Source organism: Pseudomonas rhizozeae (genome assembly GCF_031583775.1).
Taxonomy (GTDB): Bacteria; Pseudomonadota; Gammaproteobacteria; order Pseudomonadales; family Pseudomonadaceae; genus Aquipseudomonas.
In genome coordinates this window covers 1-24,438 of sequence record NZ_JAVLSB010000030.1, presented here as the reverse complement: position 1 = coordinate 24,438, position 24,438 = coordinate 1, and the positions used below count along the sequence as shown (strand labels likewise).

The window sequence follows — 24,438 nt, the reverse complement described above, 5'->3', positions numbered from 1 at the left end:
AAAAAACCACCTGTGTCGGACCCGCAATTCAGGAAAGGCGCACAACCTTGGTCAGGTGACGCGGCGCGGTGCTGTCGAGGTGTTTGTGCTGGGCCAGGCGTTCACCGAACAACTGCAGCGCCGGCAGAATCGCCAGGCTGCGGTCCAGGCCTTGCTGGGCGATGTCGATCGACAGGTCGCCGGGGCCGCCGAAGCCGATCACCAGCGCGCCTTTGGCTTGCAATTCGGCGCACAGCTGACGTTCTTCGTCGAGGGTGTCGGGGCTGTAGATCAGCACCACGCAGGTTTTGTGGTCGACCAGGCTGACCGGGCCGTGACGGTATTCCATTGGGTGGAACACCTGGGTGTAGGTCAGGCTCATCTCCTGCAATTTCAGCGAACCTTCGCTGGCCAGCCCGAAGTACGCGCCGCCGCCGAGGTAGACGAAATGCGAGCGCGACAGCACGTCGCTGTCGAGTTGGCTGTCGAGTGTGCGCATCGCCTGTTCGGCACTGGCGGCAATCGATGGGTCGAGGCTGACGCCGGCCAGGCGCAGACCGAGCAGCAGCATCAAGCTCGCCGAGCTGCTCATGACAATGCCTTCCTGAGCGTGAGTCGGAGCGAACAACACTTGATCGCTGTTGCGCGCCAGGCTGCTTTCGCTCTCGCAGGTGATGCCCAGGGTTTCCAGGCCACGGGCGCGGCTGGCGTCGACCGCTTGCACGGTTTCGGTGGATTCGCCGCTGCGCGACAGGGCGATCACTTTGACGCCAGTGGTGTCGGCCAGGTAGGCCTCGGGGCGACGGGCCCATTCACCGCCAGGGACGGCGATGGCGCGCTTGCCGTTGAGGTTCATCGCACTGGCCACGCTTTGCGCCAGGTAGTACGACGTGCCACAACCGACCACCACGGTGGTGGCAGCACTGAAATCCGGCAGCGGCTGGGTCAGGGCGGGTGCCCAGAACGGGAATTGCTCAACGATGACGTGTTCAGTGATGTTCATGGCGGCAGTCCTTGAAGAGATCAATTATTTGGTCGCGCCGGCAATTAGCCCGCGCACCAGGAAACGGTTGAGGAAAATCACCAGTAAGACCGGTGGCAACATCGCAACCACGCCAGCGGCGTTCATCAGGCCGTAGTCGACGTAGTTGCGGGTGACGAATTCGGGGATCAGCACGGTCAGCGACTTGGTGGCCAGCGACGGCGAGAACACCAGCGGCACCATGAACTGGCCCCAGGCACTGAGGAAGGTCAGGATCGCGGTGGCGATCAGCCCCGGCGCCGCCAGCGGCAAGACGATGCGTACCAGCGTGTAGGTGCGGCCGGCGCCGTCCAGCCACGCGGCCTCTTCCAGCGACACCGGCAACGACTGGTAGACGCTGCGCATCAGCCACAAGGCCAGCGGCAGGAAGGCCGAGACGTAGATCAGTGTGACGCCGAGGTAGGTGTCGATCAGGTGCAGGCTGATCATCAAACGGTACAGCGGAATCATCACCGTGTAGGCCGGCACCGCCATGCTCGCCACCACCAGTGCGAACAGCAAATCACGACCGGGAAAGCGCAGGCGCACAAAGGCGTAGCCACCGAACGCCGCTGCCACCAGGGTCAGCAACGTTGCCGCGACCGAGGTCACCAGGCTGTTGATGAAGGCCCGGGAAAACTGCTGCCACACCGATTGCACTTCATTGCCCTGGGACAGGCTGCTCGCGCCGAACAACTTGGCGTAATGCTCCAGGGTCGGGTGTTGCGGCCACAGGCTGAGGGTGCCGCTGAGCATCTCGCGCGGGTCGGTGAAACTGGTGACCACCGCCCAATACACCGGGCCCAGCGACCACAGAATCAGCGCGAGAATCGCCAGGGCAAAACCGGCCTTGCCCAAGCCTTCGAGGAAATAGCGGCGCATCAGTCGAACCTCGTTTCGCGGTAGACCTTGAGCACATACACCATCGACACCAGCAGCGAGGCGATCATCGCCAGCACCGACAGCGCCATGCCGTAGGAGAACTTCAGGTTCTGGAACGCCGACATGTACACCTGAATGATCAGGCTGCGGGTATCCAGGCTTGCGCCGTTGAGGATCCACGCTTCATCGAACAGGTTGAAGGCGAACACTGTCGACTGGCTGAGCGCAATCGCCAGCCCACCGGCAATCAGCGGCAGGGTGATCATCCGGAAGCACTTGATCCGTCCCGCGCCATCGAGCTTGGCGGCCTCGTACAAATCCCCGGGAATCGCCTGCAATGCCGCGAGCAAAATGATCGCGGTGAGCGGCAGCATGCGCCACACGTGCACCAGGGCAATCAGCAGCAACGCGGTGTGGTGATCGTTGAACCACACCTGGTTTTCACTGATCAGCCCGATGGCCTTGAGCACATTGTTCAACACGCCGTAGCTGGGGTTGTAGATCCACAACCAGACCAGCGCGTTGACCACCGGCGGCAGGCACCACGGCAGCACCAGAATCGCCAGCAACCACTGCCGGCCGTAGCGCACTTTGTTCAGCAACAGTGCAGCGGCCAGGCCACCAAGGGTTTCCAGCACCACGGCCAGCAACACATACACCAGGGTGTTCCAGGTGGCGTGCTGGACATTGCTGTCCGCCGCCAGGTTCTGGTAGTTGAGCAGGCCAACGAAAGGCGTGCCGGGGCGCATTGGGTCGATCCGGTACAGGCTGTCGAGCACCGTGGACACCAGCGGCACAAACACCAGGCTGGCCATCACCAGAATGATCGGCAGCACGTAGGCCAGGCCGAGCCAGGTTTCCCCCGGCGTGGGCCGCAAGCGTTCCCGAATGGCGGCTAGATTGATCACGGCTGCATCGCACTCTTGGCTTCTTCAGCGATTTGCGCCACCGCTTGGTCCACGGTCAATTGACCCTTGGCCGCCTGGTTCAACGCACTCGACACGGCGCTGGTGAACTGCGGATACCAGACCGGTGTGCCCTGTTTGAACAGCGGATCGACCAGCCCGGCCTGTTGCAGAATTACGTCACCGCTCTTGAGCTTGCCTTCAGCATTCAGCTGCTTGAGCACACTGGTGCGGGTCGGCAGGTTGCCGAGGGTGGTGTAGCTCTCGATCTGGTTTTCCGGCTTGATGAACCAGTTGATAAACGTCTTGGCGCCGGCCGGATTTTTCGCCGTGGTCGGGATGCCCATGGCTTCCGGCAGGCCGATCGTGCGCGCGGTGCCAGTGGTGGTCAGCATCAGCGCGGCGGCGACATGCGGGGCCACTTGCGACTTGGCCGGGTCGCTGTAGACCGCAACGTTGCCAGCCCAACCGGCAAGGTCGAACGAGGCGTCGCCTTTCTTGAACAGCTCCTGCACTTCGACGTCCTTGAGGCCGGTGGCCGCCGGGCTGATCAAGCCTTGCTTGAGCGCCTCGATCTCGAACGCCATGGCGCGGTAGCCGGCTGAATCAGGTTTGACGAATTGCGGTTCGAGCTGGTCGTTGAACAGTTCGCCGCCGAACACTTTGGTCAGCAAATACCACGCGGTGGCGCTGCCTTCACTGGCGGACAAGGGCAGGGCAATCGGGTATTGGCTGATGTTCTTGGCCTTGATCGCTTTGGCGTCCGCCAGCAATTGTTCGGGGGTGGTCGGCGGGGCGCCGATGCCAGCACGGGACAGGTGATCGCGGTTGTAGATCAGCACGCGGAAATCGTTGGCGTAAGGCACTGCCAGTTGCTTGCCGTCGAACAGGAAGAATTTCGCCGAGGGAATGTCCGCCAGGGTCGCGGCGTCCACTGCATCGTTCAACGGCTGATACCAATTCGCGGCGCCGAATTGCCCGACCCACGACCAGTCGACTTCGGTGACATCGGCCGGCGGGCTGCCAGCGATCATCGAGGTCGCAACCTTGGTCAGAATCTGGTCCCAGCCCAGTGTCTGGGTGTCGAGGGTCACGCCAGTGTCCTTGGCCAGGCGCTCGGTCATGGGTTTGGGCAGCGTGCCCCAGGGCGGCAGCAACACTTCGGTGACGCTGGCCGCACTGGCCAGCGGAGCAAAAGCCGGAACCGCAAACGACAGCGGCAATATCGCGAGTGAAGCGAGCAAATGGCGTCGGAGCATGGCAAAACCTCTACATCGTGAAGGGGGAGGTTGATGGCAGTGCAAGTGAGCTGTGAAGGGTGTGGGACAGTTGTTCAATCCAGTGCTGGTCGGGGTTCCATCCCGCGTTGTGAGCGGCGCGCCACAGGGCGCCGCCAATGGGCGGCAGGCGTGGTGCCTGCGCGGCGTTGCCCAATCGGCGGGCAATGCCGTCGACCATCTGCGGGTTGGCGAACACGCCGCCCGCGTAACTCCAGGTCACCGGGCCGGTCTGGCCGATTCGGCGCCAGGCGGTAGTGATGTGTTCGGCGAGGTGCGCGGCCGCTGCATCAAGGATGCGCAGGGCCGCCGGATCACCGGCGCTGGCCCAGGCTGAAACCTGTTCGGCCAGGGCGGCAATCGCGGCGCGGCGATTGGCCACGCCGTACACCCAGTCCGCAAGCTGTTCGGGCGCCCGTTGCACGTGCTTGAGCAGCGCTTCGGTCAGGCGAGGTTCGTCGGCCCGGCCGTCGAGGCTGCGACTGGCGAGGATCAACGCCTGACAGCCGATCCACCAGGCGCTGCCTTCGTCGCCGAACACATCGCCCCAGCCACCGACACGTACCTGCTCGGCGCCCGGCTCGTTGCGGCTGGCCCAGGCCATCGAGCCAGTGCCGGCGAGCATCAACACGCCTGCGCCTTGCCCGGCGAACGCGCCATCGAAGGCAATCCGCACGTCGTTATCGACCAGGGCCGCGCAGGGCAGCGCTTGTTGTGCGACCTGACATTGCGCGCTGGAACACGCGGCTGATTCACCGTGCAGTGGCAGCCCGAGCACCGCAGCGGCCAGGTTTGATCGATCGGGGACTTGCAGCAAGGCGTGCAGTTGGCCGGACCATAGAGGATTGGCGATCGGATCGAGCCCGGCCGCACTCTCCAGGTGCAGCAGCCGACCCTGGCGATCGACAACCGCTACCAGGGTTTTCGAGCCGCCGCTGTCCAGGCCCAGCACGCACGCGCTCACGCCTGAGCGTCCTGGGCGGCGACGCTTTGGCTGGAAGCTTGCAACGTGGTGCAGCCTTGTTCGCGCAACCGCGCCCACCAACTGGCGGAGAGGTGCTCGTCACTGATCACCGTCAGCGCCTTGTCCAGCGGTGCGACGCGATAGGTCAGGCGTTGATCGAACTTGCTCGAATCCACCAGCAGCAAGGTGCTGCCGGCGCGGGCCAGCATCTTCTGGTTGAGCTGGGCTTCGCTGGCGTCAAGGCTGTAGATGCAGGCGTCCGGGGCAATGGCGCCGGCGCCGAGGAACAGTTGATCGAACCACAGGTTTTCGATCATCGCTTCGGCAAGGGCGCCGACCATCGAGGCGTTTTCCGCGCGCAGCTGGCCGCCGAGCAGGACGATCTTGATGCCCGGCGTATTCATCAGCACTTGGGCGACGTTGAGGCAATTGGTGAACACCGACAGCGGCAGCGGATCAAGGCGCAGGCGCCGGGCCAATTGCAGCACGGTGGTGCCGGCGTCGAGGAAAATCGTCGAGCCCGGCGCGATTTGTTCATAGGCCAGTTCAGCAATGGCGCGTTTGGCGAACAGGTTTTGGTTTTCCCGCAGGTCGAAGGCCACTTCGACCCCGGCGCTCTTGGCGATCCGCGCACCGCCGTGGGTGCGGTGGATGGTGCCGTCGGCTTCCAGGGTCAGCAGGTCGCGACGGACTGTGGCCAGGGACGCATCCGCCACGTCGGCGATGGTCTGAATGGTGCTTTCGCCATGGCTGTACAGGTGCTGACAAATCAGCGAAAGGCGCTCGTCTTTGGTCACTGTAGTTGCTCGTTAGTGATTCATTGAAATGAAATATAGAGCTAAAAAAATCACTGTCAATCAAATTTATGATTGATTTTGATCGTTTCGCTCTCGTAAGGTGACCTCCCACGTCATTGAGAGGCAGCGGTCATGCACGGTCATTATCTTCAAAAACTGGCGCAGGCTCACACCCAAGGTCGCGTCCTGGGCATCACGTCAGTGTGCTCGGCGCATGCGCTGGTGATCGAAGCGGCATTGCGCAACGGCAAGGACGGCACGGCGCCGGTGCTGATCGAAGCGACGTGCAATCAGGTCAACCATGAGGGCGGCTACACCGGCATGACCCCGACGGACTTCCAGCGTTTTGTGCTGGAGATCGCCGGGCGCGTCGGCTTCGATCCCGAGCGCTTGATTCTCGGTGGCGATCACCTGGGGCCGAACCCGTGGAAACACCTGCCGCCGCAGCAAGCCATGCTCAATGCCGAACGCATGCTGGAAGCCTACGCCCGCGCCGGTTTTCGCAAGATTCATCTGGACACCAGCATGGCCTGCCTGGGGGAAAACGACCCGCTGGACGGCGCGCTGGTGGCCGGTCGCGCCGCACGCCTGGCGGCGGTGGTCGAGCGCACAGTGAACGAGGCCGGTTTGCCGCCGCCGTTCTACGTGATCGGTACCGAAGTGCCGGTGCCGGGAGGCGCCTCGGAGAAGGTCGAGGATCTGCAAGTCACCACCGCGCAATCAGCCCTCGAAACGATCGAGCTGCATCGCCAGGCTTTTCTGTCCAAGGGGCTGAACAGCGTGTTCGCCCGGGTGATTGGCCTGGTCGTGCAGCCCGGCGTCGAGTTCGGCAACGAGAACGTGGTGGTCTATCAACCAGAAAAAGCACAACAACTCAGCGCCCTGTTGCAGGGCGAACCGCAACTGGTGTTTGAAGCGCACTCCACCGATTATCAGCCGACCGCTGCGTTGCAACATCTGGTACGCGATGGCTTTGCGATTCTCAAAGTCGGCCCCGGCCTGACCTTCGCCCTGCGCGAAGCACTCTACGCCCTGGACCACATCGCCGCGGCCATGCGCCCGCTGCCGGAACATGAAAGCCTGCGCAGCACCATGGAAAGCCTGATGCTCGCCGAACCCCACTACTGGGACCACTACTACCACGGCGATGACGCTGCACGACGCGTGCAACGCCACTTCAGCTACAGCGACCGGATCCGCTACTACTGGCCGTTCGCAGCTGCCAGCCGCGCAGTCGAGGCGATGTTCTCAGCCTTCGGCGACGAGCCCATCCCCGAGACCCTGGTCAGCCAATACCTGCCACAGCTCTACCCGTACGTCGCCAGCGGCCAGGCCGACTCCTCGGCTCGAAGTCTTGTGCTGGCGGCGATTGGGCAGGTGTTGGCGCAGTATCAGGCGGCGTGTGGGGAGTAAACGGCGATTCCTTCACCCGGTAGCGGCGGCTGCGCGGCGAGTGCTCGGTGGCGAGCGCCGGGTGGGTTTAGTAATAGCGGCGAAGGTGTTCGGCGGTGTGTTTGCCGAGACCACCGAAGGCTCGACAATTACCAACCGGTAAACCGTTCGCCCCACCGCTCGGCGCGGGGCGGGAATAAATCCGCAGGCTGACGCGTTCTGTTGATGGACATTTAATTATCGACATCTTCAGGTGGCCTGCCCTATGGCGAATGACGCAGCAACCCGACGACAAGTAGCCCGGGAATTTATCTCCCGAATGCACATGGAGGCGATCGAACGAGCCTCGACCAACGGTCATTTCGCGATCAGTTTCAGGGCGGCGGGAAACGCCACCATCCTCGCCCTGGAGCGGGGCGCCGCCGCCAAAGGCCACAACATTCTGGAAAAGACCATCAAACCCAGTACGATCGCCAGGGCTTATCCGCCGGATCAGGCCGGCGTCATTCTTCAGCGCCTCAAGGAGGCTGGCCTGGAAGGCTGTGTCGGCCATTGGGACGACACCGGGCTGGTGGGCATTTACCTGAGCGGCGCTGCGGAAAATGACAAAACCATTTACCCGATCAATGTGCACGATCTGCAAGCCAGCCTCGCACAACTGAAAAGCCAGAGCGCCTGGCAGAAAAAAGTCTTCACCGGGGATTACGACGCCCACGACATCATCACCTTTCGCGGCGCCGGGCGACCGCGCACCGTGCTGTCGGGCTCAGACGAAGAGCGGCAGGTGATCGATGCCATCAACCGTGAGATTTCCCGGGTCGACCCGGCCCGCCCGTTTGCGGTCAAGCAGTACAACGTGATCCGTCACGGACCGCAGGTGAACTACCTGACCTACATGATCAACCATGAAAAAAACAACATTGCCGTGACTGGCGGCGTTACCGGAGCGATAGCGCGGGCAGGGGAATTTCCGATAGCGGCAGTGCGCAACAACGTGTGGACCATCATCAATAACATCACCCAGTTAGCCCAGTACTACAAAAGCCTCGGCGCGGTGATGAAAGAGAGCTGGCAGCCCGATGGCGAGCGCTTCTTCGAAGACCTGCCGGAGCATCCCGGCATCGTTAGGCTGGCGAGACGAGACGGCCACTCGACCGATTGATGAACAGCCCGTCAGGCGCCAGCGACGGGCACATATCTTGCTTTGCTAACAATCAATTTACCGATCGCTAGCAAAGAAGGTTTTCTCTATGATCGCGACTTCCCGCCGTGCTGTGATCTGCACCCCGCACGCCGAGGCCAGCGCCGCCGGTCTGCGCATTCTCGACGCGGGCGGCACCGCCATCGACGCCATGCTCGCCGCCAGTGCCATGCTCGCCGCGTGTTTCCCGCACATGACCGGTTTGGGCGGCGACGCCCTATGGATGATCCACGATAGCCAAGTGCGCACCATCGTGGGGATCGGCCAGGCTGGACAGCGTTTGCCCGAGGGCGGCGCTATCAGCGTGCGCGGTCCGGCGTCGGTGGCGTCCACGGCGGGCGCGCTGGCCAGTTGGCAGACCGCCGCGAGCATCAGCCGTGAGCAGTGGGGCTCAAGGCTCGGCTGGGCGGATTTGCTGGAAGACGCCGCGTGTGTCGCCGATGCCGGCACGCCGGTGTCGCAGTCCCACGTGTTCTGGCAGACCTTGCGCCAGCCGTTGATCGAGCAACTGCCGGACCTCAATCGCCTGTGCAAGACCGGTGGCCGCTGGTTGCGCGAAAGCGACAACCTGCGCCAGCCGGAGCTGGCCAACACCCTGCGGCATCTGGCCCGACACGGGGTCGAGGCGTTCTACCAAGGGGAACTGGCCGAGGCCTTTGGCGCTGCGTTCGATCGGCTCGGTTGCGGCTTGACCGCAGCGGATCTAGCCGCCACTCGCGCCCATGAAGTGGCGCCGATTTCCGTGCGTTACCGCGCCGGCCGGCTGTACAACGTCGCGCCGCCGTCCCAGGGTTTGTACACCTTGCAGGCCATGGCCGCGCTGCAGCACAAGCCGCTGGCGCAGGTCGGCAATGGCAGCGCGCTTTACTATCACTACCTGGTGGAAGCCATCAAACAAGGCCTGCTGCGGCGCAATGCGCAACTGTGCGATCCGACGACCCGCGCCTGGGATTTTGCCGCGAGCCTCGGCGACGTACAGGTCCAGGGTTACGCCGATGCCATTGATGATCAGCGCGCCGCGCCGTGGAATGAGCCGGGGCGTCCCGCTGACACCATCTGGATGGCCGCCACCGATGCTGAGGGCCGCACGGCGTGCCTGATCCAGAGCCTGTTTCATGATTTCGGCTCGGGCTGCATCCTCGGCGACACCGGTGTGCTGTGGCAGAACCGCGCCGCCGGTTTCAACGCCAACCCTGAGCACGTCAACGGCTGGGCCCCCGGCAAGCGTCCGGCGCACACGCTCAACCCGTCCTGCTACCTGGCGGACGACGGCCGTCGCTGGTTCTTCGGCACCCAGGGCGGCGACGGTCAACCGCAGACGCAAATGGTCCTGGCCACGCAATTGATCGACTATCAGCAACCCATCGACAAAGCGCTGCTGGCCCCGCGTTTTCTGCTGGGTCGCAGCTTTTTCGACAGCACCGACAACCTCAAGCTTGAGGGCGACATGCCTGCGGCCACGGTCAACGGCCTGGCGGCGCTGGGGCATGAGGTGGAAAGCATCCCGCCGCGCAGCCCGATGACCGGCCACTCCGGGATCATCGCCATCGATGCCAACGGCTTGCGCAGCGCCATGCACGATCCGCGCGGCGAAGGCACGGGCCTCGGACAGGCGGAAGTAGCCCCGGCGTGAATTCAAGCCATCGAGCGTTTGCCGGGTTCGGGCCGCTGGCGGATAATGCCGCCGATTGCCCGCCATCCGCAGCCTTGTGTATTGGCATGAGGCTATCCGGACAACAGAGGAAAGGATGGGCTTGAGCACTGTCACCGCCAAACAGCTTGAGGTGCAACGAATCGTCGATGCGCTGTTCAAGGCCATCGCCCAGCATCGGCTGCCGCCCGGCACGCGCTTGATCGAAGCGCACATCGTCGAGACCTTGCAGGCCAACCGCAACCATGTGCAGGTGGCGTTGCAGCGCCTGGCGATGCAGAAAGTGGTGACGATCGAGGCCAATCGCGGCGCCATGGTCGCCCAGCCCACGGCACGGGAAGCGCGGGACATCTTCAGCGCCCGGCGCGCTGTCGAACGGGCGATTGTCGAGGCGATCACCCCGGCGATCATGCGCAAGCAGCGCCAGCGCATCGCCAACCACATGAACAACGAACGCAAGGCCACCAACGACACCGATCGCCGGGCCATCGTTCGTGAGCTCAGCGAGTTTCACCTGATGCTCGGCGAGATCAGCGGCAACACGGTGCTCAGTGACATCCTGGCTAACCTGATGGTGCGCAGTTCGCTGATCGTGGCCTTGTATCAGCGCAACGACGTGCCGTCCTGCGCCTCGGACGAACATCAGGACATCATCACTGCGCTGGAGCAGGGCGATAACGCCAAAGCCGTGGCGGTGATGCTCGAACACCTGGATGAACTGGAAGGGCAATTGGCGCTGGAAGAGAGCGCGCCGGCGGAATTCAACCTTAAGCAGGCGTTGACGGATTAAGGGGTTAGCCAGCGACTGAGGCGGGGTAACTGCTCCAGTCGCTCGCCGATTCAAAGGTTCGGTTTGAGCAATTGTCCGGCCGGGCGACTGAACGTCTGCCGCCCACCCTTGAAACCCATCAATGGCGCGCTGATCTCGGCGATTACCGCCGCTGGCGAGGGCGCGTCGAACACGATGAAATCCGCCCGGCAACCGGGCAGCAGGCCGTAATCCTTCAGGCGCAGCATCCGCGCCGATTCGCTCGACACCCACGCCAGGCATTGCAGCAATTGCGCAACGGTGCCCATTTGGCTGACGTTGGCAAACAAGTTGGCCTGCCGGATCAACGACGCATCGCCGTAAGGTGTGAACGGGTTGCCAAGGTTGTTGGTCGATACCGAACACGTCACCCCGCACGCATGCAAATGCGCCAGTGGCGCCACGCCCCGGGGTTTGTTGTTAAAAGTCTCGCGGCCCATCAGGAACAGGTCGGTGCTCGGCAGGCAGGTCACTTGCACGCCGACTTTTGCCAGGTGCAATCCGAGCACCGTCAGTTGCTCCTTGGGCAGGGTCGACAGCTTGGTCACGTGGCCGATGGTGACGCGGCCACCCCAGCCGTGCAGCTCGGTGCAGCGCGCCACTTCCATGACCGTCATGCCCTCGGGGTTGAGGTCGAAATCCAGGTGCAGGTCGAGGTCGCAGTCGTAGCGCACCGCCAGTTCGAACAAACGCTGGATTTGCCCGTGCGGGTCGCTGTCCATGTACGGGCAGCCGCCGAGCACGCTGGCGCCGCTTTCCAGCGCTTGGCATAACAGCGCTTCGGTGCCCGGGTTGTTCAGCAGGCCTTCTTGCGGGAATACGCAGATTTCTAGGCTGATCGCCCAGGCGTAGTCGGCCTGTAAACGGCGGATGGCCTTGAAGCCGATCAAGCCGATCTGCGGATCCAACTCAACGTGGGTGCGCATGTGCGTGGTGCCTTGCACGATGGCTTTGTCCAGCACCTGGGCGCCGCGCCGGTAGACATCTTCTTCGGTGAATTCGGCCTTGGCCGCGCGGGTCTGTGCCACTGCTTCGGCGAGGGTGCCTTCGTGCAAATGGCAGCGCTGCATGATGCAGGCCTTGTCCAGGTGGATGTGGGTTTCGATCAGCCCCGGCAGGATCAACTGGCCTTGCAGGTCGAGGGTTTGCCAGTCACGAGTCGTGTCGCTGAAGGCAGAAACGAAGTGGCCGTGCTCGACGTACAACTCGCGGGCCGACCCGTCATCCCCCAGCCGGGCATTAATGATCCTCAAGGCGCTCATGCGCTGACTCCCTCGCCCAGATACGCCGCCGCCAGTTGCTTGTCGTCACGCAATTGAGCAGCGCTCGCCGCTTTGACGATGATCCCGGTTTCCAGCACGTAGGCACGGTCGGCGATTTGCAGGGCCAGGTTAGCCATTTGATCCACCAGCAGAATGGTTACGCCTTCGTCGCGCAGGGCGGCGAGGGCGTCGTACAGCTCGCCGATCATCGCCGGCGACAGACCGAGTGATGGTTCATCCAGCAGGAGGATTTTCGGCTTGGCCATCAGGCCACGCCCCACCGCGACCATTTGTTGTTCACCGCCGGACAGCAGGCCGGCCGGGTTGTCGATGCGGTCGCGCAGGCGCGGGAAGCGGCTGAGGATCGCCTCGATTTCCGCCTCGACATCGAACGCCTCGCGGCGCGAATAGCCGCCCAGCAACAGGTTGTCGCGCACGCTCAAGTACGGGAACACCTGACGACCCTCCGGCACCAGGGCCAGACCCTTGGCAGCGATGGTGCTGGCGCTGGCCGTTTCGATGTTTTCGTTGTCCAGCAGGATGCTGCCGCCGCTGGCCCGGTGCAGGCCGGCCAGGCATTGCAGGATGCTCGATTTGCCCGCGCCGTTGGCGCCAAGAATCGCCACCAGTTCACCGGGATTGACCACCAGGCTCACTTGGTTGACCACCGCCGAGGCGCCGTAGTCGATCACCAGATCCTTGACGAACAACCGCGCATCGCGGCTGCCATCCCAGCGCTGTTCGCGCGGCGTGGCCTGGTAATCGGTGCCGCCCAGGTACGCGGCGATCACCTGCGGGTTCTGGCGAATCTCTGCCGGCGGGCCGGAGGCAATCGGCTTGCCGGCGTCGAGCACCAGCAGGTGTTCGGACACCGCCATTACCAGGGTCATGTCGTGTTCGACCAGAATTACCGTCAAGCCAAAATCCGCCAGTTTGCGCAGCAGCACGGCCAGGTCATCGGTGTCGCGACGGCTGAGGCCGGCCGCCGGTTCATCCAGCAATAACACCGCCGGCGCCGTGGCCAGGGCGCGGGCGATTTCCACCAGGCGCCGATCAACATGGGGCAGGTCTTCGGCGGCAATGTTCACTTCACCGCGATAGCCGACCAGCGCCAGCAGATCCAGGGCGAGGCTGCGTTGTTCGGCGGTGGACAGGCTGAACGGCAGGCCGAGGCGACCTTTCTGCATTGCCACCAGCAGGTTGTCGAGCACCGACATTTCGCCGAACAGCAGGGTGGTCTGGTAGGTGCGCGCAATGCCGGCCCGCGCGCTTTTCCAGGCCGGCAGGCCCGCCAGCGGTTGCTGCAATTCGATCTGGCCGCTGTCCGGCGCGTAAAAGCCGCTGATCATGTTCAGCACCGTGGTTTTGCCGGCGCCGTTCGGCCCGATGATGCTGGTGATGCTGCCGGCCGGCGCGTGCAGATTGACGTGTTGCGCCGCTTGCACGCCGCCGAAACGAATGCCGATGTCCGTCACTCGCAGCCCGGACGACGGGCCACGGCTACGCAAATGCGCGGCGAGCCGTTGCTGATCGATCTGCGTCGGCGGCAACAGGCGCGTCGGTTTGATCCAGCGGCGGGCGAGGGCGCCGAGCAAGCCGTTGGGTGCGATCCACAGCACCAACAGCAATAAAACGGAAAAAATCAGCAAACGGTATTCAGCGAAATCCGAGAGCAATTCCGGCACCAGCACGATCAGCAACGCGCCAACCAACGGACCGAACAGCATGCCGCTGCCGCCGACGATCACCGCCAGCACAAACAGGATCGACTGGGAAAACGGGAAGGACTCCGGGTTGATGAACATCAGCAACGGCGCCAGCAAACCGCCCGCCAGCCCGGTCAGTGCCGCCGACAAGGCGAATGCCAGGGTCTTGGTGATCACCGGATTGAAGCCCAAGGAGCGGGCGGCGATTTCCGAAGCTTTCACCGCGCGCATCGCCTTGCCCCAATGGCTGTGGCTCAGGCGTTGATAAAACAACAGGGCGCCGATCATCAACGCGGCGGCCAGCAACGCCAGGAGAATCGAAGGGTCAAGGCTGCCCACTTGCGGCAGCGGGATGCCCATCAATCCATTGGAGCCGCCGGTGACGTCGCGCCATTCGATCAGGCTGTGATGCACAACGAACGCGAAGGCAATGGTGATCATCGCCAGGTACGGGCCGCTGACCCGCAACGCCGGAATCGCCAGCAACGCACCAATCAACCCGGCGACCACCCCGGCGATTGGCAACGCCAGCCACAGCGGCCAGCCGGCCAGGGTCAGCAGCGCCGAGACGTAGGCGCCGATGGCGTAGAAAGCGATGTGGCCAAACGAAATCTGCCCGCTCAGGCCAATCAGAATATTCAGCCCAACCCCGACCACCGCCGCCAGGGCGCAGAGGGTAAAGACCAGCAGCGAGTAGCTGTCGAGGGTAAACGCCATGACGCCGCAGACAAGCGCGAGCAGGGCAATGAACAACGGCGCGGCGAGGGTTTTCATGGGTGTCATACCTTCACCAGTGCCTGGCTGCCGAACAGACCGTTAGGGCGCATCGCCAATGCAACGATCACCAGGGCGAAGGTGAAGATCTGGGTGAACGCCGAACCGAAGTACAAAGTGATCAGCGCTTCGGTCAAGCCGAACAACAACCCGGCGGCGAACACACCGCCCGCGCTGCTGATGCCGCCGAGAATCGCCACGGCAAACGCCTTGAGGCCAAACAACATGCCCATCTCCGCGTTGACGCTGAACAACGGCGCAATCAACAGACCGGCCACGGCGGCGAACACCGTGGAGATCGCGAAGGCAATGGCCACCACCCGGTTGACGTTGATCCCCATCAGCATCGCCGCGCGCGGGTTTTGCACGCAGGCTTCCAGCACTTTGCCCAGGCGCGTGTAGCGGCGCACCAGGTACAACGCCAGGGCAATGCTTGCGCCGGCCAGCGGAATCAGCAGTTGCAGGGTGCCGACCTGGTTGCCGAACAACTCGACGTTGAGGTTGACCAGGCTGCTCTCGAATTGCCGCGGCTCTTTGCCAAAGGTGAACAGCGCCAGGTTGTCCACCAGAATCCCGCCGGCCACTGTCGCCATCAGCCACGCCTGCGAACCGCGACTGTGGAACGGCCGCACCAGCCAGCGCTCGATCACCAGGCCGTACAGGGCGCAGAGCATCAGCGTCAGCGGCAGGGCCAACCACAGCGACCAGCCCCAAGTGATGCAGAAGGTGTAGCCCAGCACCGCGCCGACCATCATGGCGCTGCCCTGGGCAAAGTTGACGGTGCGCGAGACTACGTAGGTCAGGTGAAAACCCAACGCCAGTAACGCGTACATGCTGCCCAGGCCGAGGCCAGTGACGATGGCGGCGGTGAACATGGCTTATTCCTCAGGCTTGAGCGGGACGATTTGGTCGTTGACGAAGTGCGTGAACAGGTAATCGTCCGGGCCCAGCGCGTCGTGCTGGGTGGCGGTGAACGGCTGCTGGTAGTGCTTGATCAGGCCGTCGTAGTCGGTGATCCCATAGAAGCCGTCGCGCACCGCTTTGCCGTCAGTACTGCCGGCCTTGGCGATGGCCAGGGCGGCGAGGTGCAGGGCGTCATAGGCGTTGGCGATACCCACCGCAGGCGTCACGTCCGCCAGGGTTTTGATCTGCGGGTAAGCGGTTTTCAACGCCGCCAGCAAGGCATCGCCCTTGGCGCTGTTGTTGTCGGTGAAGACGTAGGTCTGGATGAAATGCACGCGCGAAGCGTTCGGCCCGGCCAACTCGCCAAACCGCCCACCAGCCGGGCCCCAGTGCGACACCACCGGCACGTCCCAGCCCATGCGATCCAGCGACTTCACTACTTGCGCCGAAGGGCCGACGTTGCCGACCATCAGCAGGGTGTCGGCGCCGGCGTTTTTCAGGCGGGTGAGTTGTGGCACCACGTCAAGATCACTGTCCTGGATACGCTCGACCCCGGCGTTGGCCAGGCCACGTTTTTCCAAGGCGCGCTTGAAGCCTGCTTCGTTGGATTCGCCCCATGGGTTGTTGATCAGGATCATCCCTGGCTTCTTCATGCCCTTGTCGACGCCGTATTTCACCAGCGCTTCGTCCACCAGTTCATCGACGGCGGAAACCCGGAACACGTAGTTATCGGCGGCGCCGTTCTCGGTGATCTTGGTGCCGGCGGCCCAGATGCCCATGAACGGCACTTTCATCTGGTTGGCCAGCGGCACAATCGCCAGTGACACCGGGGTGTCGAGGCCGCCAAACAGCACGGTAACTTTCTCGCGCTGCACCAGTTCGCGCGCGGCGAGCATGCCCTTGGACGGGTTGCTCTCGTCATCGCGGCGCACCAGTTCCAGAGGCCGGCCGAGCACGCCACCACTGGCGTTGACTTCGTTGATGGCCATGGTCAGGCCGCGGGTCAGGGCCTCGCCGGATTTTGCCGACTGGCCTGACAGGGCAGCCACCAGGCCGACTTTGATCGGCTCGGCCGCTTGCGCGCCACCGAACATCGCCAGGTTGAGCGTGACTGCCGCAGCCACGGGGAACAGCAGACGTTGCAAGTTTGGAAGCCGGATGGCCATAGTGGATTCTCCTGATTGCTAGCAGTTGCATATTTATTGCTAGCAAGTAGGATGCCAGTCACGGCGGCCCACGAAAGCGCTGTGTTTACCGCATAAAGTGCCGGTTTACGCGCCAAATTAAGGCGACTTGCACCAGGTCGAGGCAATATCGCTCCACCGGTCAACCCTTCACTCAGGAGTCATTGCGATGTCGGAAAGCAATAAAGATGTGCAGATTGTTAGCAATTTTCTGGAGGCGTCCATGGCGCCGGACCCGGTGCGTGCAGCGACCTTTATGAGCGACGACGTGAAAATTACCTTCACCGGCGGCCGGGCGATGCCCACGCCCCAGGCGATTACCGCATTCAACGGTTCGCGCTACGCCTGGGTCAAGAAAGCCTTGGGCAATTTCGACTGGATGGACCGTGGCGACCACACCGTGGTGTATTCCAACGGCACGTTGTACGGCGAATGGCCGGACGGCAGCAGCTTTTCGGGCAACCGCTACCTGGATCGCTTCGAAGTGCGTAATGGCAAGATCACCCACATGGACGTCTGGAACGACAGCGCCGAATGGCTGCTGACGCCAGAGATTGCCCGCCGCTGATTGAATCCTCAGTCAGCCGGCGGGCAAACGCCTTGGTCAGCGCAGACTCCACGACACCCCGAGGTACACCGCCATGCCTTCACCAGGGGTGGAACGGGCGACGTCGAGGCCCTTGTCGTCGTAGCCGGGGCTGACGGTGGCGGCGTAGCGCTTGTCGGTGAGGTTGCGCAGGTCGAGCCAGGTTTGCCAGTCGTTCTTCGGGGCGTTGTAACCCAGGGTTGCACCGAATAGGGCGTAAGGATCGGCTTCGTAGCTGTTGGCGTAATCCACTTCAACCTTGGAGGCGAGTTGGGTGTTGAGCGCGGCGAAGAAGCCTTGCGGCCAGTCGTAGCGCAACTCGCCCTGGTAGTAATGCATCGGCAGTCCCGGCAAGCGGTTGTCGCCGAAGCGCTCGTCGTCGCGGTAGTGGAAGTCGCTGAAGGTGTAGCTCTGGCGCAGGCTCAGGCGGCCGCCGTCGTCCGGCGTCCATAGCGTGCTGAACAGGCTGGCTTCGATGCCTTGGTGCACGGTGGGGCTGGCGTTGAGTTCGTAAGGCGTGACGGCATTGGCGTCGGGCAACACCGAGAGCAGTTCGTGGCGCACTTGCGCGTAGTACCAGGCCAGGCTCCATTCACCCACCATTGCGTCGCCGCGTCCGCCGAGTTCCAGGGTGGTCGCGGTCTGATTCTGCAGCTTGACCGGGTCGCGCTGAGTGCCGGTGGCGGGGCCGCTGCCGGCAGGGAAACGCTGATTGGCGCTGTAGATCAGCGACCACGGATGCGGCCCTTCAACCGAGCGGCTGAGGTTGCCGAACAGTTGCAGGTCCGGCGTGAGCTGGTAACGCAAGCCCAGCCGAGGTGCGTAATCCCAGTCGCCGAGGCTGGTCTTGCCGCCGCCGTCCGGGTAAGTCACGGCGCTTTCCCGGCGGGTGTAAATGGCGGCGAGGCCGGTGGTCAGCCACAGGTCGTCGGCGATTTCCAGGTCGTTTCCCAGGTGCAGCACGGTGTCCGAACCCTGGTAGGTAAAGTTGCGCATGTGGGTGCCCGGCGAGTAGCCAGCGGTGTTGCCGCCGGGGATGCGCACCCTTTCGCTGGCGCCGGCGTTGGGCAAGTGTTTGGTCACCCGCAGGCCAGCGGTACTACGGCTTTCCAGGCCCCACAAGGTGTCGCGGCGCTTGTAGTCGAAGGTGCCGCTGACGTCGGTGTAGGCGACCTTCAAGCGGTTCGGGCCTTCGCGCAGATCCATCGGGTAGTCGTGGTAGACCAGGCCGGTCTGGATGCTCGAATCGTCGTCGATATAGAACGTGGTCTTGTTGCCGAAGAAGGTGCTGCCCGGTTGCTTGCGGCTGTCGTCCCGCGCCACGTAGGCCGGGTTGGCCGCGCGCGGTGAGTGCTCAATCGAGCGCTTGGTCACGCGCCCGGCGAGGTCGTTGTCGGTCTCGCGGTAGCGCAGGTAGAAGCGCGTTTCCAGGTTCGGGTTGAAGCGGTAACCGACGTTGGCGATCACGCCCTGGCTCTCGCTGGCGGTGTGGTCCTGATAGCCGTCGGCCTTGGCGTCGGTCAGCGCCACGTAGTAATCGAGGTCGCCAAGCACTTGCCCGGAACTGACCTGACGCTGCTGATAACCATGACTGCCCATGGCGTAGCGCACCTGCAACAGCGGCGCGTCGTAACCGGTGTGGCTGATGTAATCGACGGCGCCGCCCAAGGCCAAGGCGCCACGATCAAAACCGTTGGCGCCGCGCAGTACTTCCACGCGATCAAGCCACAGCGGCTCCAGCAACTCGTACGGCGTGCCGCCGGGGCCGGTCAGCGGCAGGCCGTCGAGCATCGCGTACAGCCCCGAAGCGTGGGCGCCCGGCGCGCGGTTGATGCCCGAGCCTCGGATCGAAATCTTGGTGCCTTCGTTGCCCGACGACTGCGCGTATACACCCGGCTGATAGGCCAGCACATCCTGATTGCTGGCGACCCGGCCCTGCAGCGGCTGGCGCATGTCCACCACGTTGCTGCCGCCGGGCACCTCGGCCAGACGGGCCTTGGCGTCGTCGATCACCGCGTCTTCACCGCGCGCGTCCGGGGCCTGGATCAGCACTTGGCCCAATTCCATACCTTCAGCTTCAGCCATGGCCTGACAGGCGAGCGCCAGACCGAGCAACGCAGTGGGCAGGGATTTGGCTGAGGACATCGAGAACTCCAGGGCAAGAGGAACGGGCAGTAAAAAGTGCGACGCAGAAAGTCGCGAGGGGAACACATGGCCGTTCCGGTTTTTTCCCCGGCGCTGCGTCTGCACCCCGTTAGGCGCGAGGTTTTTCACCGGGAATCGACACTTGAAAGACTTTTGAAAGCTTGCCAGTGCACTCTCGGCGCAACGCTCTGCTATGGTTCAGAAACCTCTAATCGCTCATTCGGGTGATTTTCCGTAAGCACGCTTTACGGCACCGTCGTCACGGACAGGTCAGCGAGTTAAACGGAAACCCATTAATGGACACACCGCCAGTCGATCGTCCGCCCTCCGAGCCGCAGTCCCGGGCCGAGAAAATTGTCGAATTTCGTCGACAGAAAAGCCTGCTCAAGACCGGTGCGCTGCAGGACGCCATTTTCAACAGCGCGTATTTTTCCAGCATCGCCACCGACGAAAAAGGCGTCATCCAGATCTTCAACGTCGGCGCCGAACGCATGCTCGGCTATCAATCCGAAGACGTGGTCGACAAGATCACCCCGGCCGATATTTCCGATCCCACCGAGCTGATCACCCGCGCCGCCGCCCTCAGCCTGGAGCTCAACACACCCATCACTCCGGGGTTCGAAGCCCTGGTATTCAAGGCCTCGCGCGGCATCGAGGACATCTACGAGCTGACCTACATCCGCAAGGACGGCAGTCGCCTGTCCGCGATGGTCTCGGTCACCTCGTTGCGTGACAGCGCCGGAATCATCATCGGCTACCTGCTGATCGGCACCGACAACACCGCGCGCAAGCAGGAAGAAGCCACCCAGGCGTTGCTCGATCAGCGCTTGCGCGATCAGCAGTTTTATACCCGCTCACTGATCGAATCGAACATCGACGCGTTGATGATGACCGATCCGCAAGGGATCATTTCCGACGTCAACAAACAGATGATGGCGCTCACCGGGCGCACCCGCGACGAGTTGATCGGCGCACCGTGCAAGAACTTCTTTACCGACCCGGATCGCGCCGACGCGGCGATCAAGCGGGTGCTCAGCGAAAACAAAGTCAGCGATTACGAGCTCACGGTGCGCGCCTACAACGGCAATGAAACCGTGGTCTCGTACAACGCCGCGACGTTCCATGACCGCGACCGCAAGCTGCAAGGGGTGTTCGCCGCCGCCCGCGATGTCACCGAGCGCAAGCGCTTCGAACGCACCCTGGAAGAGAAAAACGTCGAACTCGAACACGCCAGCCACATGAAGTCCGAGTTTCTCGCGACGATGTCCCACGAGTTGCGCACGCCACTGAACGCGGTGATCGGTTTTTCCGAAGCGCTCAAGGACGGCATGGTCGGTGACATGACCGAGACCCAGCGCGAATACATCAGCGACATCTTCAACAGCGGCCAGCACTTGTTGTCGCTGATCAATGACATCCTCGACCTGTCGAAGGTCGAAGCCGGGATGATGGAGCTGGAGCTGGAACCGGTAGAGCTGCAAAGCCTTTTGAGCAACAGTTTGCTGATCGTGCGCGAGAAAGCGGCGCTGCAACGCATTCAACTGAAACTGGAAACCAGCGTTGACCTTGGCACGGTCGTACTCGACCTGCGCAAGACCAAACAGATCGTTTACAACCTGTTGGCCAACGCCGTGAAATTCAGTGCGCCGGGCGGGCAGGTCATCCTGGCCGTGCGCCAAGTCGCGCGCGCACAGGTGGGCACCCTCGAAGGGGACTGGCCGGTGCATGGCTTTCAGGTGCCGGACAGCCATTTCGAGCAGTTTCTGGAACTGAGCGTCAGCGACACCGGGATCGGCATCGCGCAAGACAACATGGACAAGCTGTTCAAGGCGTTCAGCCAAATCGACAGCAGCCTGGCCCGGCGTTTCGAAGGCACCGGCCTGGGCTTGGCCATGGTCAAGCAATTGACCGAGTTACACGGCGGCTGTGTCGCGGTCGCCAGCCTCGAAGGTTCCGGCGCGCGCTTCGTGGCGTGGCTGCCGATCCGTTGTTCAACCACTGTGGAGGCGCCATGGCCGAAATCCTGATCGTCGAAGACAACGCCGCCAATATGCGCCTGGCCCGGTTACTGTTGACCAGTGCCGGCCACAGCGTGATTTGTGCGGCGGATGCGGAAACCGGCCTGAAGTTAGCGCGCGATCTACAACCTGCGTTGATTCTGATGGACATTCAGTTGCCGGGAATGGATGGTCTAAAAGCCACCTCATTGCTCAAGAAAGATGCGCGGACCGCGGCGATCCCGGTGATCGCCCTGACCGCCATGGCCATGAAGGAAGATGAAGAGAAAACCCGCCTGGCGGGCTGCAACGCCTACATCATCAAGCCTTTGCGCTACCAGGAGCTCTACCGGGTCATCGACACGTTGCTGCAAAACACACTGCCTCAACAGCCCTCTATTTGAGCTCTCTACATGCCCAACAGCGCCGCTACACTTTTGATCGTCGATGACGAAACCCACGTCCGCAAACTGCTGCAAATGCTATTGCAGAATCAGGGCTATCAGACCCAGACCGCCGGCTCCGGTGAGGAAGCCCTGGAATTGGTCGCGCAACGACCGCCGGATTTGATCCTGCTCGACATCATGATGCCGGGCATGGACGGCTACGAGGTCGCCCGCCAACTCAAGAGTGACAAGGCCACCTCGAACATTCCTATCATCATGCTCTCGGCGCTGGGTGAGCACAGTGCGCGCATCTCCGGGCTGGAGGCGGGCGCCGAAGACTTTCTCAGCAAACCGGTGGAAAGCGCCGAGTTGTGGCTGCGGGTGCGCAACCTGCTGCGGCTCAAGGCGTTCGGCGATTACTTGAAAAGCCACAGCCTGATGCTGGAAGAACAACTGCAGCAGCGCACCATCGACCTGGAGCGTTTCCGCTCGGCGATGGACGCGTCCGGCGATGCGATTTTCCTGATCAATCGCAGCACCATGACGTTGATCGAGTTCAACCGCAGCGCGTCCCGTGTGCTTGGTTACTCCACCGAAGAGTTGCTGAATAAAACCCCGGCCGACCTCAGTGACGACACCACCGAACAACTGGCGGCGCTGTACGACCAGATCATCGCCGGGCGCGGGCCCAGCGAGCCGACGGAATCGCGCATCCGCTGCAAGGACGGCAGCTACATTCCGGTGGAGGTGCATCGTCAGGCCTACAAGACCGGGGACGACTGGATCATCGTCGGCATTGCGCGGGATATTTCCCAGCGCAAGGAAAGTGACCAGCGCATGCTGAAAATGGCTCACTACGACACCCTCACGGGCCTGCCGAACCGCAGCTTGTTTTTTACCACCCTGCAGATGGGCCTGACCCAGGCAGCGGTCAGCGGATGGCAATCTGCGGTGGTGACCGTCGACCTGGATGATTTCAAAAGCGTCAACGACACCTGGGGCCATTTGATGGGCGACCAGGTGCTGGCCGAGCTGGGGCAACGCCTGAGCAGTTGCCTGAATGTCAGTGACACCCTCGGGCGCATGGATGGCGATGAGTTCGCCCTGATCCTGATGATCCGCGAAGGCCAGGCCGACCCGTTGCAAACCGTCGAACGCATCCGCGAAGTGCTGCGGGTGCCGTTTTGCGTGGACGGGCAAGACGTGGCGATGACCGCCAGCATCGGTATCGCGCTGTTTCCCAGCGACGGTGAAGACGCGCAAAGTCTGATCAAGCACGCCAACACGGCGATGCATCGGGCGAAGAAGATCGGCCGCGACACTTACCGCTTCTATACCGCGCAGATGAACGTCGACGCCTCGGCGCGGCAAGAGATGGAAAACGCCTTGCGCGAGGCAGTGCAACAGGAGCGCTTCGAGTTGTTTTACCAACCCAAGGTTGGCCTCACGGACGGCCATATCTGTGGTTTTGAAGCCTTGCTGCGCTGGCCGCGACCGGGTCAGCCGCACGTTTCGCCAGCGGTGTTCGTACCGATGCTGGAAAACCTCGGGCTGATCAGCGAAGTCGGCAAGTGGGTGATCAGGCGCGTGTGCAGTCAGATTGCCGAATGGCAACGCGCGGGGGAGGGGCCATTCAACGTCGCGGTCAACGTCTCCGGCCAGCAGATCATTGAGGGCGATTTGATCGCCGACATCCAGCAAGCGCTGATCGATCATCAAGTCGACCCGCGCTGGCTCGAAGTCGAACTGACCGAAAGCTCACTGATGGAAAACACCGCGAACACCATCGCCAGCCTGCAAACCTTGAGGCTGCTGGGGGTGAAAATTTCCATCGACGACTTCGGCACCGGCTATTCCAGCCTGGCGTACCTGCGGCGTTTTCCAATCGACAAACTGAAGATCGATATCGCCTTCATCCGTGAAGTCACCAGCAACCCGCAAGACGCGGCCATTGCCCGGACCATCATCGAACTGGCCCACAGTCTCAACCTGCAGGTGATTGCGGAGGGTGTAGAAACCCCTGAGCAACTGGCGTTCCTTTCGGAAAATGGTTGCGATCAGGTGCAGGGGTATTTGTTCAGCCGACCGCTGCCAATCGCGCAGTTGCAGGCGCTGATGCGCGAGAGGCCGTGCTTCACTTGAGCCGCCGAGGCTTTAGCACTTGTGGGAGCGGGCTTGCTCGCGAGTGCATTTTTTCAGCCACTGATGTTTCGCCTGACCCATCGCCATCGCTGGCAAGCCAGCTCCCACAGGTTTCGCTGGTGTTCATAAGGACTGCATACACCCGCCAATCCTGTGGAAGCTGGCTTCAGTGACACAGATTCTGTGAACACTCAAAAATCTGTGGAGGCTGGCTTCAGTGACACAGATTCTGTGAACACTCAAAAATCTGTGGAAGCTGGCTTCATGACACAGATTCTGTGAATACTCAAAAATCTGTGGAGGCTGGCTTCAGTGATTCAGTTTCTGTAACCCCCAGAGAACCAGTGGGAGCTGGCTTGCCAGCGATGGCGGCCTGACAGCCAACCCGGTACTCAAAGATGTACCTAGCCCTTTGTGGGAGCGAGCCTGCTCGCGAAAGCGGTGCCTCAGGCCACATCCATATTGAATGTGCCGGG

The 24,438-nt window shown here is 62.6% G+C and carries 19 protein-coding genes; 8 read left to right on the top strand and 11 right to left on the bottom strand.

Annotated features, from left to right (window positions below):
- Nucleotides 1-28: 28 nt before the first annotated feature.
- From RG836_RS09520 to RG836_RS09495, 6 genes are read right to left on the bottom strand one after another with little or no spacing between them, the layout of a single operon-like run.
- Nucleotides 29-982 carry an SIS domain-containing protein gene (locus RG836_RS09520; protein ID WP_310844976.1) on the bottom strand — a complete coding sequence of 318 codons (954 nt, stop codon included), beginning with the start codon at nucleotides 980-982 and terminating at the stop codon, nucleotides 29-31.
- A 24-nt stretch (nucleotides 983-1,006) separates the two neighbouring features.
- On the bottom strand, nucleotides 1,007-1,882 hold the full coding sequence (locus RG836_RS09515) for a carbohydrate ABC transporter permease (RefSeq protein ID WP_310844975.1): 876 nt from the start codon (nucleotides 1,880-1,882) through the stop codon (nucleotides 1,007-1,009).
- Nucleotides 1,882-2,790: a carbohydrate ABC transporter permease gene (locus RG836_RS09510; RefSeq protein ID WP_310844972.1), complete on the bottom strand. Its 909-nt coding sequence runs from the start codon at nucleotides 2,788-2,790 to the stop codon at nucleotides 1,882-1,884. The genes RG836_RS09515 and RG836_RS09510 overlap by 1 nt, the downstream gene beginning before the upstream one ends.
- On the bottom strand, nucleotides 2,787-4,046 hold the full coding sequence (locus RG836_RS09505) for an extracellular solute-binding protein (protein ID WP_310844971.1): 1,260 nt from the start codon (nucleotides 4,044-4,046) through the stop codon (nucleotides 2,787-2,789). Before RG836_RS09505 ends, RG836_RS09510 begins: the two co-directional genes overlap by 4 nt.
- 10 nt (nucleotides 4,047-4,056) lie before the next feature.
- On the bottom strand, nucleotides 4,057-5,028 hold the full coding sequence (locus RG836_RS09500; RefSeq protein WP_310844969.1) for an N-acetylglucosamine kinase: 972 nt from the start codon (nucleotides 5,026-5,028) through the stop codon (nucleotides 4,057-4,059).
- A complete protein-coding gene (locus RG836_RS09495) occupies nucleotides 5,025-5,825 on the bottom strand; it encodes a DeoR/GlpR family DNA-binding transcription regulator (protein WP_310844967.1) in 801 nt (266 codons plus the stop codon). Before RG836_RS09495 ends, RG836_RS09500 begins: the two co-directional genes overlap by 4 nt.
- Before the next feature lie 132 nt (nucleotides 5,826-5,957).
- Here RG836_RS09495 and RG836_RS09490 point away from each other — a divergent pair, with 132 nt between their 5' ends.
- The 4 genes from RG836_RS09490 (at nucleotide 5,958) to RG836_RS09475 (ending at nucleotide 10,859) form a co-directional block, all read left to right on the top strand.
- Nucleotides 5,958-7,238 (top strand): D-tagatose-bisphosphate aldolase, class II, non-catalytic subunit, encoded by a 1,281-nt coding sequence (locus RG836_RS09490; RefSeq protein ID WP_310844965.1) that lies wholly within the window; start codon nucleotides 5,958-5,960, stop codon nucleotides 7,236-7,238.
- A 304-nt stretch (nucleotides 7,239-7,542) separates the two neighbouring features.
- On the top strand, nucleotides 7,543-8,379 hold the full coding sequence (locus RG836_RS09485) for a hypothetical protein (protein ID WP_310844964.1): 837 nt from the start codon (nucleotides 7,543-7,545) through the stop codon (nucleotides 8,377-8,379).
- A gap of 88 nt (nucleotides 8,380-8,467) precedes the next feature.
- Nucleotides 8,468-10,051, top strand: a complete 1,584-nt coding sequence (locus RG836_RS09480; RefSeq protein ID WP_310844963.1) for a gamma-glutamyltransferase family protein — start codon at nucleotides 8,468-8,470, stop codon at nucleotides 10,049-10,051.
- Nucleotides 10,052-10,166: 115 nt separating this feature from the next.
- A complete protein-coding gene (locus tag RG836_RS09475) occupies nucleotides 10,167-10,859 on the top strand; it encodes a GntR family transcriptional regulator (RefSeq protein WP_310844962.1) in 693 nt (230 codons plus the stop codon).
- A 50-nt stretch (nucleotides 10,860-10,909) separates the two neighbouring features.
- Here RG836_RS09475 and RG836_RS09470 read toward each other — a convergent pair whose 3' ends face one another.
- The 4 genes from RG836_RS09470 to RG836_RS09455 are packed head-to-tail and all read right to left on the bottom strand — an operon-like array spanning nucleotide 10,910 to nucleotide 16,688.
- Nucleotides 10,910-12,139 carry an amidohydrolase family protein gene (locus RG836_RS09470; protein WP_310844961.1) on the bottom strand — a complete coding sequence of 410 codons (1,230 nt, stop codon included), beginning with the start codon at nucleotides 12,137-12,139 and terminating at the stop codon, nucleotides 10,910-10,912.
- A complete protein-coding gene (locus RG836_RS09465; RefSeq protein ID WP_409078066.1) occupies nucleotides 12,136-14,628 on the bottom strand; it encodes a branched-chain amino acid ABC transporter ATP-binding protein/permease in 2,493 nt (830 codons plus the stop codon). Before RG836_RS09465 ends, RG836_RS09470 begins: the two co-directional genes overlap by 4 nt.
- Nucleotides 14,625-15,494, bottom strand: a complete 870-nt coding sequence (locus RG836_RS09460) for a branched-chain amino acid ABC transporter permease (protein ID WP_310844959.1) — start codon at nucleotides 15,492-15,494, stop codon at nucleotides 14,625-14,627. Before RG836_RS09460 ends, RG836_RS09465 begins: the two co-directional genes overlap by 4 nt.
- 3 nt (nucleotides 15,495-15,497) lie before the next feature.
- Nucleotides 15,498-16,688, bottom strand: coding sequence for an ABC transporter substrate-binding protein (locus RG836_RS09455; RefSeq protein WP_409078065.1), 1,191 nt, complete (start codon nucleotides 16,686-16,688; stop codon nucleotides 15,498-15,500).
- A 187-nt stretch (nucleotides 16,689-16,875) separates the two neighbouring features.
- Here RG836_RS09455 and RG836_RS09450 point away from each other — a divergent pair, with 187 nt between their 5' ends.
- Nucleotides 16,876-17,274 (top strand): nuclear transport factor 2 family protein, encoded by a 399-nt coding sequence (locus tag RG836_RS09450; RefSeq protein ID WP_310844958.1) that lies wholly within the window; start codon nucleotides 16,876-16,878, stop codon nucleotides 17,272-17,274.
- A gap of 36 nt (nucleotides 17,275-17,310) precedes the next feature.
- Here the strand turns inward: RG836_RS09450 and RG836_RS09445 are convergent, their stop codons facing one another.
- A complete protein-coding gene (locus tag RG836_RS09445) occupies nucleotides 17,311-19,437 on the bottom strand; it encodes a TonB-dependent receptor family protein (protein ID WP_310844957.1) in 2,127 nt (708 codons plus the stop codon).
- A gap of 296 nt (nucleotides 19,438-19,733) precedes the next feature.
- Here RG836_RS09445 and RG836_RS09440 point away from each other — a divergent pair, with 296 nt between their 5' ends.
- Genes RG836_RS09440 through RG836_RS09430 form a run of 3 tightly spaced genes read left to right on the top strand, consistent with a single transcriptional unit; the run spans nucleotide 19,734 to nucleotide 23,962 of the window.
- Nucleotides 19,734-21,464 (top strand): PAS domain-containing sensor histidine kinase, encoded by a 1,731-nt coding sequence (locus RG836_RS09440; protein ID WP_310844956.1) that lies wholly within the window; start codon nucleotides 19,734-19,736, stop codon nucleotides 21,462-21,464.
- Nucleotides 21,449-21,838: a response regulator gene (locus RG836_RS09435; RefSeq protein WP_310844955.1), complete on the top strand. Its 390-nt coding sequence runs from the start codon at nucleotides 21,449-21,451 to the stop codon at nucleotides 21,836-21,838. Before RG836_RS09440 ends, RG836_RS09435 begins: the two co-directional genes overlap by 16 nt.
- 9 nt (nucleotides 21,839-21,847) lie before the next feature.
- A complete protein-coding gene (locus tag RG836_RS09430) occupies nucleotides 21,848-23,962 on the top strand; it encodes an EAL domain-containing response regulator (protein ID WP_310844954.1) in 2,115 nt (704 codons plus the stop codon).
- Nucleotides 23,963-24,438 lie beyond the last annotated feature (476 nt).

Bases quoted from the DNA above. Each gene is read 5' to 3' on its own strand.
- RG836_RS09520 (WP_310844976.1), bottom strand. From the start codon at position 982: ATGAACATCACTGAACACGTCATCGTTGAGCAATTCCCGTTCTGGGCA.
- RG836_RS09515 (WP_310844975.1), bottom strand. From the start codon at position 1,882: ATGCGCCGCTATTTCCTCGAAGGCTTGGGCAAGGCCGGTTTTGCCCTG.
- RG836_RS09505 (WP_310844971.1), bottom strand. From the start codon at position 4,046: ATGCTCCGACGCCATTTGCTCGCTTCACTCGCGATATTGCCGCTGTCG.
- RG836_RS09490 (WP_310844965.1), top strand. From the start codon at position 5,958: ATGCACGGTCATTATCTTCAAAAACTGGCGCAGGCTCACACCCAAGGT.
- RG836_RS09485 (WP_310844964.1), top strand. From the start codon at position 7,543: ATGGAGGCGATCGAACGAGCCTCGACCAACGGTCATTTCGCGATCAGT.
- RG836_RS09480 (WP_310844963.1), top strand. From the start codon at position 8,468: ATGATCGCGACTTCCCGCCGTGCTGTGATCTGCACCCCGCACGCCGAG.
- RG836_RS09475 (WP_310844962.1), top strand. From the start codon at position 10,167: ATGGGCTTGAGCACTGTCACCGCCAAACAGCTTGAGGTGCAACGAATC.
- RG836_RS09470 (WP_310844961.1), bottom strand. From the start codon at position 12,139: ATGAGCGCCTTGAGGATCATTAATGCCCGGCTGGGGGATGACGGGTCG.
- RG836_RS09465 (WP_409078066.1), bottom strand. From the start codon at position 14,628: ATGACACCCATGAAAACCCTCGCCGCGCCGTTGTTCATTGCCCTGCTC.
- RG836_RS09460 (WP_310844959.1), bottom strand. From the start codon at position 15,494: ATGTTCACCGCCGCCATCGTCACTGGCCTCGGCCTGGGCAGCATGTAC.
- RG836_RS09455 (WP_409078065.1), bottom strand. From the start codon at position 16,688: ATGGCCATCCGGCTTCCAAACTTGCAACGTCTGCTGTTCCCCGTGGCT.
- RG836_RS09450 (WP_310844958.1), top strand. From the start codon at position 16,876: ATGTCGGAAAGCAATAAAGATGTGCAGATTGTTAGCAATTTTCTGGAG.
- RG836_RS09445 (WP_310844957.1), bottom strand. From the start codon at position 19,437: ATGTCCTCAGCCAAATCCCTGCCCACTGCGTTGCTCGGTCTGGCGCTC.
- RG836_RS09440 (WP_310844956.1), top strand. From the start codon at position 19,734: ATGGACACACCGCCAGTCGATCGTCCGCCCTCCGAGCCGCAGTCCCGG.
- RG836_RS09435 (WP_310844955.1), top strand. From the start codon at position 21,449: ATGGCCGAAATCCTGATCGTCGAAGACAACGCCGCCAATATGCGCCTG.
- RG836_RS09430 (WP_310844954.1), top strand. From the start codon at position 21,848: ATGCCCAACAGCGCCGCTACACTTTTGATCGTCGATGACGAAACCCAC.